At 72.0% G+C, this 13,052-nt stretch carries 13 protein-coding genes; 4 read left to right on the top strand and 9 right to left on the bottom strand.

Annotation, left to right across the window (positions count from 1 at the left end):
• Positions 1–28: 28 nt before the first annotated feature.
• The 6 genes from OG937_16715 to OG937_16690 form a co-directional block, all read right to left on the bottom strand.
• A complete protein-coding gene (locus OG937_16715; GenBank protein WUD73214.1) occupies positions 29–613 on the bottom strand; it encodes a TetR/AcrR family transcriptional regulator in 585 nt (194 codons plus the stop codon).
• 101 nt (positions 614–714) lie between these two features.
• Complete coding sequence (locus tag OG937_16710) at positions 715–1,863, bottom strand: NlpC/P60 family protein (GenBank protein ID WUD73213.1); 1,149 nt, start codon at positions 1,861–1,863, stop codon at positions 715–717.
• A 126-nt stretch (positions 1,864–1,989) separates the two neighbouring features.
• The gene (locus OG937_16705; protein ID WUD73212.1) at positions 1,990–3,567 is read right to left on the bottom strand and encodes a glycosyl hydrolase family 18 protein; all 1,578 of its coding nucleotides are present in this window, start codon (positions 3,565–3,567) and stop codon (positions 1,990–1,992) included.
• A 154-nt stretch (positions 3,568–3,721) separates the two neighbouring features.
• A complete protein-coding gene (locus OG937_16700; protein ID WUD73211.1) occupies positions 3,722–3,988 on the bottom strand; it encodes a hypothetical protein in 267 nt (88 codons plus the stop codon).
• Between the two features lie 34 nt (positions 3,989–4,022).
• A complete protein-coding gene (locus OG937_16695) occupies positions 4,023–4,778 on the bottom strand; it encodes a TetR/AcrR family transcriptional regulator (GenBank protein ID WUD73210.1) in 756 nt (251 codons plus the stop codon).
• A 30-nt stretch (positions 4,779–4,808) separates the two neighbouring features.
• Positions 4,809–5,711 carry a diiron oxygenase gene (locus OG937_16690; GenBank protein WUD73209.1) on the bottom strand — a complete coding sequence of 301 codons (903 nt, stop codon included), beginning with the start codon at positions 5,709–5,711 and terminating at the stop codon, positions 4,809–4,811.
• Positions 5,712–5,763: 52 nt separating this feature from the next.
• Between OG937_16690 and OG937_16685 the strand changes: the two genes are divergently transcribed.
• Positions 5,764–6,846 (top strand): ferritin-like domain-containing protein, encoded by a 1,083-nt coding sequence (locus tag OG937_16685; GenBank protein WUD73208.1) that lies wholly within the window; start codon positions 5,764–5,766, stop codon positions 6,844–6,846.
• A gap of 18 nt (positions 6,847–6,864) precedes the next feature.
• Here OG937_16685 and OG937_16680 read toward each other — a convergent pair whose 3' ends face one another.
• Both OG937_16680 and OG937_16675 read right to left on the bottom strand, forming a co-directional pair.
• Positions 6,865–8,328 (bottom strand): penicillin-binding transpeptidase domain-containing protein, encoded by a 1,464-nt coding sequence (locus OG937_16680; protein ID WUD73207.1) that lies wholly within the window; start codon positions 8,326–8,328, stop codon positions 6,865–6,867.
• Positions 8,325–9,731: an FtsW/RodA/SpoVE family cell cycle protein gene (locus OG937_16675; GenBank protein ID WUD73206.1), complete on the bottom strand. Its 1,407-nt coding sequence runs from the start codon at positions 9,729–9,731 to the stop codon at positions 8,325–8,327. Before OG937_16675 ends, OG937_16680 begins: the two co-directional genes overlap by 4 nt.
• An 86-nt stretch (positions 9,732–9,817) precedes the next feature.
• On the opposite strand from OG937_16675, the gene OG937_16670 reads away from it, so the two are divergent.
• From OG937_16670 to OG937_16660, 3 genes are all read left to right on the top strand, one after another.
• On the top strand, positions 9,818–10,513 hold the full coding sequence (locus tag OG937_16670) for a pentapeptide repeat-containing protein (protein ID WUD73205.1): 696 nt from the start codon (positions 9,818–9,820) through the stop codon (positions 10,511–10,513).
• Between the two features lie 58 nt (positions 10,514–10,571).
• The gene (locus tag OG937_16665; protein ID WUD73204.1) at positions 10,572–11,159 is read left to right on the top strand and encodes a pyridoxamine 5'-phosphate oxidase family protein; all 588 of its coding nucleotides are present in this window, start codon (positions 10,572–10,574) and stop codon (positions 11,157–11,159) included.
• A gap of 137 nt (positions 11,160–11,296) precedes the next feature.
• Positions 11,297–12,547: a transglycosylase family protein gene (locus OG937_16660; GenBank protein WUD73203.1), complete on the top strand. Its 1,251-nt coding sequence runs from the start codon at positions 11,297–11,299 to the stop codon at positions 12,545–12,547.
• Positions 12,548–12,601: 54 nt separating this feature from the next.
• Here the strand turns inward: OG937_16660 and OG937_16655 are convergent, their stop codons facing one another.
• Positions 12,602–13,042: an SRPBCC family protein gene (locus OG937_16655; protein ID WUD73202.1), complete on the bottom strand. Its 441-nt coding sequence runs from the start codon at positions 13,040–13,042 to the stop codon at positions 12,602–12,604.
• Between the last annotated feature and the right edge of the window lie 10 nt (positions 13,043–13,052).

The following is a 13,052-nucleotide window of genomic DNA, read 5'->3' as shown; positions in this document are numbered from 1 at the left end:
CATGGTGCGGACGAGGGCGCGGCCGGGATCAGACGGCGGGCGGGCAGGCCCGCTCGACCGCGGCCCGCGCCGCGGCCTTGGCGGCGGCCGGCATCGCCGGGTCCTGTTCGAGCTTGCCCGCGGCCAGGGTGCCGTCGACGAGCAGGGTCAGCTGGAGTGCCAGCTCGTCGGGGTCCGCGGCGCCGGCCGCCTCGGCCAGCCCGCGCACCCATGCCCGCACGGCCCGCTTGTGCGCCAGGGTCACCTCGTGCGGCAGGCTGCCCGGCTCGCTCTCCGCGGCGGCGTTGATGAAGGGGCAGCCGTGGAAGCCGTGGCGCGCGTACGAGGCCGAGACGGCGTCGAACAGGCCCACCAGCCGCTCGCGGGGATCGTCCCCGGCCGCCAGCGCGGCGGCGCGCAGCCTGCCCCGCCAGGAGTCGTCGACCCTGCGCAGGTACGCGGCGGCCAGTTCGTCCTTGGAGGGGAAGTGGACGTAGAGCGTGGACTTGGCCACGCCCGACTCGGCGATGATCCGGTCGATCCCCACGCCGCGCAGGCCGTGCGCGGCGAACAGCGCCTCGGCCGTGGTCAGTATGCGCTCGCGCGCCGGGGGGCGCTTCGCGGTCGTGGGCATGGTGCTCACCGTGGTCCTCGCCGGGGCCCGGCGGGCCCCTCACGGCAAAACTAACAGACAGGTCTGTCCGATGCCGGTGAGTCCCTGGTCACACCGCGGCCTCAGGAGTTCGAGGCGCCGCCGAGCGGGGTCGGGTCGTGGGCCGACTTGGGGGCGACGGGGGAGACGTAGTGCTTCATCGACGGGTCGTCGGAGTCCGGACGGACGGCGCCGAGGACCGGGTTGGCGGCGATCGGGGAGATCTTGACGAAGCCGCCCGGGCGCGGGGCCTGGATGACCATGCCGTTGCCGATGTACATCGCCACGTGGGTGGCGCCGGGGAAGTAGACCACCAGGTCGCCGGGGCGCAGCAGGTTCAGCGGGACGTGCGGCAGCTGCTTCCACTGCTCCTGGCTTGTGCGCGGGATGGTGGTGCCCGCGTGCTCCCAGGCCTGTGAGGTCAGGCCCGAGCAGTCGTACGCCTTCGGGCCCTCGGCACCCCAGACGTAGGGCTTGCCGATCTGGGCGTAGGCGAAGCTCAGCGCCCTGTTGCCGGCCTTCGACGGCGTGAGTGCCGTGCTGCCGAGCCGGCCGGACCGCAGGAAGGCCGCCTGCGCCTGGTCGATGCCCTGCTGCTCCAGTTCCTGGAGGTCCTCGATCTGGGCGCCGGTCAGTCCGGCGAGGATCCGTTCGACGTCGGCCAGCTGCCGCTCGATGTCCTCCTTGGCCTCGCGCTGTTTCTTCTCCAGCTGCTCCGAGCCGTCCAGCGCGTGCTGCTGGGCCCGGTTGAGCGCGGCGATCCGCTTCTCGCCGTTCTCCAGCTGGGCGACGAGCTCGGCCTGGCTGCCGGCGGCGCGGTCGAGCATGTGCCCCTGGGTGAAGGCGTCCTGCGGGTCGTTGCTGAGCAGCAGGTTGAGGTACGGGGAGACGCCACCGGACTTGTACTGTTCCCGCGCAAGCTGCCCGGCCAGGGCGCGGGCGTCACTGAGCGCGGTGCGCTCCTCGGCGAGCTGGTGGTCGAGGCGGTCGGCCTTGCTCTGGTTCTCATCGAGCTCGACCTTGGCCTGGTCGTAGGTCTCGGTGGCCTGCTCGGCCTTGTGGTAGAGGTCCTGCAGCTGCTCCAGCAGCACGACGAGCGTCCGGTTGTCCGGCGCCGGATCGTCGGGAGCGGCGTAGGCCTGGGCGGGGATCCCGAGCGCCGCGGCGGCCAGCAGCGTCCCGCAGACGAGTGCCCTGCGCACCCACTCCTTGGGCCGGTGTGCTGCTGACATCCCGTCACCTCCGCCTGTTCCACCGATACGTGCGGGTAGATCCTTACATGATCGGGTCGGCTAGGACAGAGGGACGGGCCGGAACGGGCGGCTCCGCCGGTCGCGGAGCCACCCGTTCGTCCGGCGTCATCCGAAATAGGTGTCGAAGTTCCGCTGGAATTCCCAGTTGCTGTACTTGTCCCAGTTCACGGACCAGGTCATCAGACCGCGCAGCGCGGGCCAGGTGCCGTGGGTGGCGTAGCCGCCGCAGTTGACCTTCCGGGTAAGGCAGTCGAGCGCCTTGTTCACCTCGGCCGGGGTGGTCCAGCCGTTGCCCGCGTTGCTGCTGGCGGGCAGGCCGACGGCCACCTGCGACGGGGAGAGCGGGGGGAACACCCGGGAGGTGTTGCCCGCGACCGGGAAGCCGGTGAGCAGCATGTCGGTCATGGCGATGTGGAAGTCGGCGCCGCCCATCTGGTGGTACTGGTTGTCCAGTCCCATGATCGGCCCGGAGTTGTAGTCCTGGACGTGAAGGAGCGTCAGATCCCCGCGCAGGGCGTGGATCACCGGCAGGTACGCGCCGGCCCGTGGGTCCTGGGCGCCGCCCGGGCCCGGGCCGTAGAACTGGTACCCGAGCTGGACGAAGAAGGTCTCGGGGGCCATGGTCAGCACGAAGGCGCCGCCGTACCTGGCCTTGAGGGTCTTCAGCGCGGAGATCAGGTTGACCACGACCGGGGTGGTCGGGTTCCGGAAGTCGGTGTCACCGGCGTTGAGGGAGAGCGAGTGGCCCTCGAAGTCGATGTCGAGGCCGTCCAGTCCCCAGGTGTCGATGATCTTGCCGACGGAGCTGACGAAGGCGTCGCGAGCGGCGGTGGTGGTGAGCTGGACCTGGCCGTTCTGGCCGCCGATGGAGATCAGCACCTTCTTGCCCTGCGCCTGCTTGGCCTTGATCGCGGCCTTGAACTCCGCGTCGGACTCCACGTTCGGGCACTCGGCGACCGGGCAGCGGTTGAAGCGGATGTCGCCGGAGGTGGTGGAGGTGGGCTCGCCGAAGGCGAGGTCGATGTAGTCCCAGCTCGCGGGGACGTCGGCCATGCGGACGTAGCCGGAGCCGTTGGCGAAGCTGGAGTGCAGGTAGCCCACGAGGGCGTGGGAGGACGGCGTCGGATCGGTCGGGGTGGGGGTCGGCGTGGGGGTCGGCGTCGGCGTCGGGTCGGTGGGGGTCGGGCTGGGCGTCGGGCCGCCGGGCCCGGTCAGCGACAGGTCGTCGGCGTAGTACGTGGGCTGCGCGTACCAGCCGTGGACGTAGACCGTCGCGCTGGTCTGGTTCGCGCCGGTCGTGAAGCTGACGTTCAGCTGCTGGTACGCGCCGCCGGTGCCCGGGGTCCAGGTGCTGGTGCCGCCGTCCACGCCGATGTAGACGTAACTCCCCTTGACCTGCGCCGAGAAGGTGTACGCCGTGTTGGGGGCGACGCCCACCGTCTGCTTGCACTGCGCGGTCCCGGTGCCGCTCGGGGTGCCGGCGAGGGCGCGACTGCCGCTCTTCGCCTGCCCGGTCACCACCTGGGTGGTGCCGGAGTCGCAGCTCCAGCCGGACAGGTTGCCCGACTCGAAGCCTCCGTTGACCAGGAACTCACCGGCGTGCGCCGTGGGGGCGAGGGCGACCAGCCCGCCGAGGACGGCGGTGCAGGCGAGGGTCGCCGTCGCGGCGACGAGGTGTCTCATGGGGGCCGCTCCTTCGGGGGCGAGAAGAAGTGCGCATGACAACTCGCAGCAAACAGGTCTGGACCAATCCTGTCAATGGTCCGGACCATTCCCGTGGCCGGTCACCTGGATCACCCGTCCGGCGGCGGTCCGCCCGCGCGACCGCCCCGGCGGCTCACGTCCGCGGTTTCGACCAGGGCCAGCGCGGCTTCTCCGGCCGGTTCCCCTCCGGGTCGTAGACGAAGACCCAGCGCGTACGGCGCTGCGCGCGCGGCCCGGGACTGGGCTCGCGATGATAGACGTGCACGACGGGGGGTGCGCCGTCCTCCTGCGGCACCGGCACCTCGTACACCTTCGGGGGCTGCCCGGTGATGCCGGTCAGCACCCCCAGCACCCGGCCGTCCAGCGGCCCTCCGACGAATTCCGTGTCCTCATGCCTCACGGGGTCAGGGTAGGCCCTGCGGCGGGGGCCACGTTCAGGAAACGGCAGGTGGGAGCAGATGTGCGACTGCCTGGGCCAGCGGGGTCACCCGGCGGGCCAGGTCGCCGGCGGGGCTGCCCGCGGTCTCCCGCTCCAGGGCGGCCAGCGCGACCCCGGCGGTCTCCTGGTCCGTGGTGGAACTGACCAGCAGCAGCGCGATGAAGTGGTCCACCAGCCACCGCCGCAGCTCCTGGGCGGGGGGCTGCTTGCCCTCGTCCAGCCAGGTCAGCGAGACGGCCTCGACGCTGGCGATCCAGGAGCGCACCATCATCGCCAGCCGTGGTCCGGGGTGCGGCGCTCCCAGGTGCATCAGGATCTGCTCGGCCGCGCCGCGCCGGACGCCGTCCACGATGGCGTCGGTCCGGCTGGTCTCCGCGACGCTGCCGCCGCGCAGCAGGGCGGAGTACGCCGCGTCGTGCTCGTCCACGTAGGAGAGGTAGCGGTCCAGCGCGTTGGACAGGCGCTGGGTCATCTCGCCCTCCGCGGGCTCCACGAAGCAGGTCCGCAGCTCCTCGGCGGCGTTGCGCATGGCGGCCTCGTACAGCTGCTGCTTCCCGCCGGGGAAGTAGCGGTAGACCAGGGGACGCGAGACCCCGGCGGCCGCGGCCACGTCGTCGACCGAGACGTCCTCGGGCCTGCGGTGCCCGAACAGGTCCACGGCGGCGGCAAGCAACTGGGTACGGCGCTGCTCGACGCTCAGCCGGCGGTAGGCGGGAGCGGCGGCGGGCGCCGGCGTCGAACTGCCGTTCATGAACGCCAGCGTATCCGCCCGCGCGCCGTGCTACCCGAGAAGTCCCGAGCTGCGCCACATGCGCCGTACGCCCGGACCCTCGAACATGCCGATCTCCTCCAGGAAGTCCATCAGCTTCCGCGCCGCCTGCCGCATCACGTCGCGGCGGTGCGGGCTGGTGCGGGCCAGCTCGGCGGCGTACCGGGGGTCGAGCCCGACCGAGGCGTACACCTGGGGGCTGATCAGCGACCGGGCGATCACCCGTGCGGCCTCGGCGGAGGAGACCCGGGTGAAGGCGATCTCCCAGCGCGGAGCCGAGCTCATCTGGCGGCGCAGCTCCTCACGGGCGTAGCGGATGTGCCGGGCCTCCTCGACCACGTGGATGCGGGTGACGCCACGGGTCAGCGGCTGCACGCGCTCGTCCGGGAAGGTCAGCCGCTGCATCCAGTCGAGGATCTCCTCGGCGAGCAGGGTGCCGGTGAAGGAACCGGGTGTGGTGGAGACGGTCTTCAGCACCCGGCCGAGGTTGTGGTCCGTGCGCGACGGCTTGTAGACGGGCGTGCCGAGCCGGGTCACCAGCCGCGCGAACATCTTCGAGTGGCGGCACTCGTCGGCGATCTCGGTGAGCGCGTAGCGGACGTGCCCGCTGGTGGGGTCCAGGTCGTAGGAGTGCCGCAGCAGCAGCTGCATGAGGATGATCTCGAACCAGATGCCGATCGAGGCCAGCGACGCCGCCTCGTGCCGGCTCAGCTCGATCCGCTGTTCCTGCGACATGTGCTTCCACAGCGGGGTGTCGTACAGCGAGCACAGCTCCGGCGGCCAGAACCACGCGCCGTCCTCGAACGGGGCCTCCCAGTCCAGCTCGGTGTCGGGGTCGAAGGAGTGCTTCGCGGAGGCGTCGAGCAGCCGCTCCGCCACTTTTTCACGCGTTGCAAGAGGGGTGCCAGCGGTCATGCTCTTATGAGACTGTGTGTCAGCAAGCCCGTCAAGAGTCGAGGAGACGCCAATGCCGTCGCAGGACAACTTGTGGGAGATCCCGGCTTCCGGAGCCGCACGCTTCTCCTGGGAGTACGACGACGGGCGCGACCGGCTGCTCGCCCTCTACCAGAAGGGCAAGGACAAGCAGTGGGACGCGGTCACCCGCATCGACTGGGACATCGAGGTCGACCCGTACGACCCGCTCGGCGTGCCGGACCAGAACATGACCGTCTACGGCACCCCCTACTGGGACAAGATGTCCGAGCGGAACAAGCGCGACATGCGCCGTGCCTACGCGTCCTGGCAGTTCAGCCAGTTCCTCCACGGGGAGCAGGGCGCCATGGTCTGCGCCGCCCGCATAGTGGAGTCGGTGCCCGACCTCGACGCCAAGTTCTACTCCGCGACCCAGACCATGGACGAGGCCCGGCACGCCGAGATCTACTCCCGCTTCCTGCGCGAGAAGGTCGGCATGGTCTACCCGATCAACGACTCGCTGCAGGCCCTGCTCGGCGACACCCTGCGCGACTCCCGCTGGGACATGCCGTACCTGGGGATGCAGGTGCTCATCGAGGGGCTGGCGCTGGCCGCCTTCGGCATGCTGCGCGACACCACCGACAAGCCGCTGCCCAAGCAGATCCTCGCCTACGTCATGCAGGACGAGGCCCGGCACGTCGCCTTCGGGCGGATGGCGCTGCGCGACCACTACAAGCAGCTGTCCGACGCCGAACTGCGCGAGCGCGAGGAGTTCGTCATCGAGGGCTGCTACCTCATGCGCGACCGGCTGCGCGGCGCCGAGGTGCTGGAGGACTTCGGCATCCCGCGGCAGGAGGCCGAGGAGCTGAGCGAGCGCTCGGAGTACCTGCAGCTCTTCCGCAAGCTGCTGTTCAGCCGCATCGTGCCGTGCGTGAAGGACATCGGGCTGTGGGGCGAGCGGCTGCAGCGCGCCTACGTCGACATGGGCGTCCTGGAGATGGGCGACTCCAACCTCGACCTGCTGATGGCGCAGGACGAGGAGATCGCCGAGAAGCTCGACGCCGAGCGCTTCGCCCAGGAGGAGACCGAGCGGGCCGCCGAGGTCGACCGGGCCATCGCGCTGGGCGCCCAGGACTGACCGCGGCCGGGCAAGCGGTCAGCGTCCCAGCACCGCCCGCATCACGGCGCGGGCGACCGGGGCCGCCTTGCCGCCGCCGCTGATGTCGGCGCGGTCGGCGGCGGCGTCCTCCACGACGACGGCGACGGCGACCTTCGCCGGGGCCCCCCGGCTCTGTTTCGCCCAGGAGATGAACCAGGCGAACGGGTTCCCGCGGTTGTCCTCACCGTGCTGCGCCGTGCCCGTCTTGCCGCCCACCACCGCGCCGGGCAGGGCGGCGTTGCGGCCGGTGCCGTGCCGCACCACGGCGACCATCATGTCCTGCATCGCGAAGGCCACGGTCGCGTCCATCACCTGCCGGTAGGCCCGCTCACCGGTGATCTCCAGCGGGAGGCCGGCGCCGTCGGTGATCCGGTCCACCAGGTGCGGGTACATCAGCGTGCCGTCGTTGGCCACGGCCGCCGCGACCATCGCCATCTGCAGCGGGGTGGCCCGGGTGTCGTACTGCCCGATGGACGACAGCGCCAGCTGCGCCCGGTCCATGCGGCGGTCGAAGACGCTGACCGCGGGGTGCGACGGGACCCCGATGGAAGGGTCGTTGAAGCCGAAGGCCTCCGCCGTCTCGCGCATCGCCCGCAGCCCCACGTCGTCGCCGAGCTTGCCGAAGACGGTGTTGCAGGAGACGACGTACGCGTAAAACAGCGGCGCGTCCTCACAGCCCGCGGACGCCGACTCGTTGCCCAGCGTCGTCGTCGTGCCCGGCAGGCGATAGGGGTCCGGGGAGTCGGTGGGCTTCCCGACGTCGGTGACCACCCCGGAGGCGAGCGCCGCGACCGCCGTCACCGTCTTGAAGGTCGAACCCGGCGGGTACGTCTGGCGCAGCGCCCGGTTGAGCATCGGCTGGTCCTCGGCGGTGACGAGCCGGTGCCAGGCGCCGAGCGCCTCCGGGCCGGTGCCGGCGATCGTCGCAGGGTCGTAGGAGGGCGTGCTGACCAGCGCCAGGATCCGGCCGGTCGCCGGGTCGAGGGCGGCGACCGCGCCCTTCTTGCCGCCCAGCGCCTTGTACGCGGCCTGCTGGGCGGCCGGGTCGATGGTGGTGCGGACGTCGCCCGGGCGCTGCGGCGCCCTGCTGATCGCGTTCCACAGCGGGAGCACCGACAGCCCGGGGGAGGAGCCGGACAGGATGTCGTCCGCGGCGGCCTCCAGCAGGGCCGTGCCGTAGGTCTGGGAGGAGAAGCCGGTCACGGGCGCGTAGAGCGGGCCGTCGGCGTAGGTGCGGACCCAGTCCAGCTGGGCGCCGGTGGACCGGGAGCCGGTCACGGGCCGGCTGCCGACGAGGATGTCGCCGCGCGGCTGCGCGTAACGGTCGATCGGCACCCGCCGGTTGGCGGGGTTGGCGTCGTACGCGGGGGCCCGCACCACCTGGACCCGGATGGCGTTCACCAGCAGGGCGACGAGGAGCAGCAGGCACAGCGCCGCGGCCCGGCGGGCGTACGGGGTCACGCCGCGGCCGCCCCGCCGCCGGTGGCCCGCCCGGCCCGGCCGGTGTCCGGGCCGGGCGGCGGGCGGCGTGCGGTGTCGCTGAGCAGGATCAGCAGCGCGACGATCACCCAGTTGGTGACGACCGACGAACCGCCCTGCGCCAGGAACGGCATCGCCATCCCGGTCAGCGGGATCAGGTCCGTCACCCCGCCGGCGATCACGAAGACCTGCAGCGCGACGATCGAGGCCAGCCCCACGGCCAGCAGCCTGCCGAACGGCTCGCGGATCGACAGCCCCGCCCGGTAGCCCCGGGCCACCAGCAGTCCGTACAGCAGGAACAGTGCGGTCAGCCCCGTCAGTCCCAGCTCCTCGCCCGCCGTGGCCAGGATGAAGTCGGACTTGGCCGCGAAGCCGATCAGGATCGAGTGCCCCTCGCCCAGGCCCGTGCCCAGCAGCCCTCCGGCGGAGAACGCGAACAGCGACTGCGCCATCTGGCCCGGCCCGTGCCCGGCCTCGATGCTGGCGAAGGGATGCAGCCAGTCCGCCACCCGGGAGTGCACGTGCGGTTCGAGCGTGCCGACGAGGAAGGCGCCGGCCGCCGACAGCAGCAGCCCGATCGCGATCCAGCCGGTGCGTCCGGAGGCGACGTAGAGCAGGATCACGAAGAGGCCGAAGAACAACAGCGAGGTCCCCAGGTCGCGTTCCACCACCAGCACGCCGAGGCTGATCGTCCAGACCGCCAGCACCGGGCCCAGCACCCGGCCGGTCGGCAGCTGCAGCCGGCGGAACCGCCGGACCTGCCGGCCGGCGTACGCGAGCGCGGCGCGGTTGTCCGCGAGGTACGCCGCGAAGAACACCGCCAGCAGCACCTTCGCGAACTCGCCGGGCTGGAAGGAGAAGCCCGCAACCCGGATCCAGATCCTGGCGCCGTTCACGGCGGGGAAGAGGCTCGGCACGATCATCAGCACCAGGGCCGCCACGACGCCCAGGTACGCGTACCCGGCCAGGGCACGGTAGTCGCGCAGCAGCAGGACGACCGCGATGAACAGGGCGACACCCAGCCCGGACCAGATCAGCTGCGCCGGGGCGGCGGCGTCGGGGGTCTCCAGGTCGAGGCGGTAGATCAGGACCAGGCCGAGGCCGTTGAGCAGCACCCCGATCGGCAGCAGCAGCGGGTCCGCGTACGGCGCGCGCAGGCGCACCGCCAGATGGGCCACCAGCGCCAGGCCGCCGAGCGCCGCGCCGTAGCCGGCCGCCCCCTGCGGTACGGCGCCGTCGTGCGCGAGGCCCACGGCGCAGTAGCCGTACACCGGGATCAGCACCGCGCCGACCAGCAGCGCCAGCTCGACGCCCCGGCGCCGGGGCAGCCGGACGGCGGGCACGGCGAGGGCCGGTGGCGAGGTCCCGGGGGCGGGGGCGGTCATGGGACGCAACGTAGCAAGACATCCCGGACAAATCGCTCATATTCATGAAGGGTGGCGTTGTCACAGGGGGCCACTAGCGTGGCGCCATGACCTTCAAGGCACCGCAGTCCCTGTCCGAGCTGCCGTACGCGGAGGCGCTGGAGCCGTTCGACGAGCCCGGACTGGGCGTCGAGGAGCGGTACGACACCGTCCACTTCGACGGACTCACCTTCGGCGAACAGGACGCCGGCGGCGCCGTCTTCCTGGAGTGCGCGGTCACCGACACCGTCTTCGAGGGCGGCAGCCTGCGCCGGGCGCGCTTCAACGAGGTCTGGCTGCAGGGCGACCGCTTCGTCGGCACCTCGGCGGCCGAGACGAACTGGATGGACGCCACCGCCGACTCCTGCGTGCTCGCCGGGGTCGAGGCCTTCGGCGCGGTGCTGCGGCGGGTGGCCTTCCGGCGCTGCAAGTTCGACTCCGTCAACCTGCGCTCGGCCCGGCTGCACGAGGTCGTCTTCGAGGACTGCGTGCTGCGCGACGTCGACCTCGGCGGCGCCCGCCTGAAGGACGTCTCCTTCCCCGGCACCGCCCTGGAACGCCTGCGGCTCGGCCGTGCCGAACTCGACGCCACGGACCTGCGCGGCGCCACCCGCCTCGACCTCGCCGACGGGCACGACTCGCTGCGCGGCGCCGTCATCGGCAGCGCCCAGCTGCTCGACCTGGCCCCGGCCCTGGCGGCCGCGCTGGGCATCGTCGTCCGGGACGGAACGGACGACGGCCCCCGCCGTCCCCGGCGGCGCTGACCCGCCCACGGCCGAAAAGGTGCGGCGGAAGCCGGGCCGCCGCCGCAGAATCACAGGCATGGGAAAGACGTACGAACACATCGACGGGCGCCTGCGCGCGTTCATCGAGGAGCAGAAGGTCTTCTTCACCGCCACCGCGCCCCTGTCCGGCGACGGGCACGTCAACGTGTCGCCCAAGGGCCTCGACGGTTCCTTCGCCCTCCTCGACGATCGCACCTTCGCCTACGCCGACCTCGGCGGCAGTGGCGCCGAGACCATCGCCCACCTGCGGGAGAACGGACGCATCACGCTGATGTGGTGCGCCTTCACCGGGCCGCCGACCATCGTGCGGGTGCACGGACGCGGCGAGCCCGTCTTCCGCGACGACCCGCGCTGGGACGACCTGCTCCCGCACTTCTCCGACGACATCCGGAAGCGCACCGACCTGCGCGCCGTCATCGGCGTCACCGCCGAACGCATCAGTGACAGCTGCGGATTCGCCGTCCCCTTCCTGGACTTCCGGGAGGAACGGCCCCTGCACACCCAGCGCTTCTCCCGCGAGACCGAGGAGTCCTTCAGCGACTACTGCGTGGGCAAGCCGCACGTCGCGGTCAGCCTCGACGGCCTGCCGGGCCTGCCGCTCCCGCTGCCGCCCCGCACGTCCTGACGGGGGCGCCACCGCGCCAACCCGGTTCCGGGCCGCACGGTTTGGGACGACAGAGTCTCAAAAGCACCCTTGCGGCGACAAGATCCCTCTGTCGTACTTGTACGGCCGTGTGTCCGGAGCCGAGAGGTGGTCCCCCCATGCCCGTACGGCCCGTGCGCGGTCGCCACCGCAGACCCCAGCCGCCGAGCCGGCTCTCGCCGGTGTCGGTCGCCGTCACCGCCGCCTCCGGCGCGGGACTCGCGCTGCCGCTGGTCGCGGCCACGGGCGCGGGCGCGGCCACGACCGGCACGTGGGACAAGGTCGCCCAGTGCGAGAGCAGCGGCCGGTGGCACATCAACACCGGCAACGGCTACTACGGCGGGCTGCAGTTCGCCCAGTCGACCTGGAAGGCCTACGGCGGTGGGAAGTTCGCCGCCCGGGCCGACCTGGCGACCAGGTCAGAGCAGATGGCGATAGCCGAACGGGTCCTGGACGGGCAGGGTCCCGGGGCGTGGCCCGTCTGCTCGCAGCGCGCCGGGCTCTCCCGGGGCGGGCCGCAGGCGCAGGACCCGCCGCGACGTGCGGCGGCCCCGGCGAAGAAGACCGAACGCAAGGAGAAGCCCGGGACGGACCGTCACCCCGCGGCGCGGGACGACTCCTACACGGTCGTCAGCGGGGACACGCTCTCCGGGATCGCCGACGAGCAGGACGTCCACGGCGGCTGGCAGCGGCTCTACGCCGTGAACCGCCGGGTCGTCGGAGCCGACCCCGACCTCATCCTCCCCGGACAGGAACTGTCCGTGCCGGGAGCGGAGCCCGCGAAGGACCCCAAGCCGGCGAAGGCTTCCAAGCCCGCGAAGTCCGCGAAGTCCGGCAAGCCGGCCACGTCGGCCACGTCGGCCAAGCCCGCGAAGACCTCGAAGACCTCGAAGACCTCGAAGACCTCGAAGACCGCCAAGAGCGCGAGGACCGCCGAGCGGCAGGCCGCACCCGCCTCCGCCGCGCAGGCGTTCGTCGCGCCGGTCGGCGGAGCGCTCGGCACCCCGTACCACCGCAGCGGATCCCACTGGGCCAGCGGCTACCACACCGGCCAGGACTTCGCCGTGCCCACCGGCACCTCCGTCAAGGCGGTCGCCGCGGGCACCGTCGTCGAGGCCGGCTGGGGCGGCGCCTACGGCTACCAGGTCGTGATCCGGCACCACGACGGCATGTACACCCAGTACGGCCACCTGTCCTCGCTGACCGTACGGACCGGCCAGACCGTGGCCGCGGGCCGCCAGGTCGGGCGCTCGGGCTCCACGGGCAACACCACCGGCCCGCACCTGCACTTCGAGGTGCGCACGGGCGAGGGCTACGGCTCGGACGTCGACCCTGTCGCCTACCTGCGGCGGCACGGGGTCCGGCTCTAGCGGCACACCCCCGTCGCGGTCCGTGCGAACCGCACGGACCGCGCGAAGGGCCGACTAGTGCTCGCGCTCGACGAGGTCCTTGAAGCGCTCGAGGTCGTCACGGACCGTGCGCTCGATCGCGCTGACCTGGGCGAAGCCCTTGGGGCCGCCGAAGGCGTCGCGGATCTCGGCGGGGTCGTACTCCATGCGTACCTGGACGCGGCTGTGCTGCTCGTCGATCGGGAGGACCGAGCACGTCCCGGTGATCTCGGCACCGCCGCTGGTGCGCCAGGTCATCTCCCGGGTGTCGCTCCGGGCCTTGGTGCGGTCGGAGAACTCCGCGTCGAGCAAGCCGCCACCGGCCCCCGACACGCCGAGCCGGGCCTTGCCGTCCCCGGTGGCGCCGGCCTCCCGGACACCCGCGACGAACTGCGGGTACTCCTCCAGGCGGTGCAGGTGCTGCCACGCCACCTCGGTCGGCACGTTCAGGTCGATCTGCTCTTCGAGTCTGCTCATGAACTGCCAC

It is taken from the genome of Streptomyces sp. NBC_00510 (genome assembly GCA_036013505.1).
Classification (GTDB): domain Bacteria; phylum Actinomycetota; class Actinomycetes; order Streptomycetales; family Streptomycetaceae; genus Actinacidiphila.
The sequence above is the reverse complement of the archived record's forward strand: the minus strand, read 5'-3'. Positions and strand labels throughout refer to the sequence as shown.

Excerpts from the sequence above, each read along its gene's own strand:
- OG937_16690 (WUD73209.1), bottom strand. The coding sequence starts at position 5,711 with ATGACCGCTGGCACCCCTCTTGCAACGCGTGAAAAAGTGGCGGAGCGG.
- OG937_16705 (WUD73212.1), bottom strand. The coding sequence starts at position 3,567 with ATGAGACACCTCGTCGCCGCGACGGCGACCCTCGCCTGCACCGCCGTC.
- OG937_16685 (WUD73208.1), top strand. The coding sequence starts at position 5,764 with ATGCCGTCGCAGGACAACTTGTGGGAGATCCCGGCTTCCGGAGCCGCA.
- OG937_16660 (WUD73203.1), top strand. The coding sequence starts at position 11,297 with ATGCCCGTACGGCCCGTGCGCGGTCGCCACCGCAGACCCCAGCCGCCG.
- OG937_16715 (WUD73214.1), bottom strand. The coding sequence starts at position 613 with ATGCCCACGACCGCGAAGCGCCCCCCGGCGCGCGAGCGCATACTGACC.
- OG937_16675 (WUD73206.1), bottom strand. The coding sequence starts at position 9,731 with ATGACCGCCCCCGCCCCCGGGACCTCGCCACCGGCCCTCGCCGTGCCC.
- OG937_16670 (WUD73205.1), top strand. The coding sequence starts at position 9,818 with ATGACCTTCAAGGCACCGCAGTCCCTGTCCGAGCTGCCGTACGCGGAG.
- OG937_16665 (WUD73204.1), top strand. The coding sequence starts at position 10,572 with ATGGGAAAGACGTACGAACACATCGACGGGCGCCTGCGCGCGTTCATC.
- OG937_16710 (WUD73213.1), bottom strand. The coding sequence starts at position 1,863 with ATGTCAGCAGCACACCGGCCCAAGGAGTGGGTGCGCAGGGCACTCGTC.
- OG937_16655 (WUD73202.1), bottom strand. The coding sequence starts at position 13,042 with ATGAGCAGACTCGAAGAGCAGATCGACCTGAACGTGCCGACCGAGGTG.
- OG937_16695 (WUD73210.1), bottom strand. The coding sequence starts at position 4,778 with ATGAACGGCAGTTCGACGCCGGCGCCCGCCGCCGCTCCCGCCTACCGC.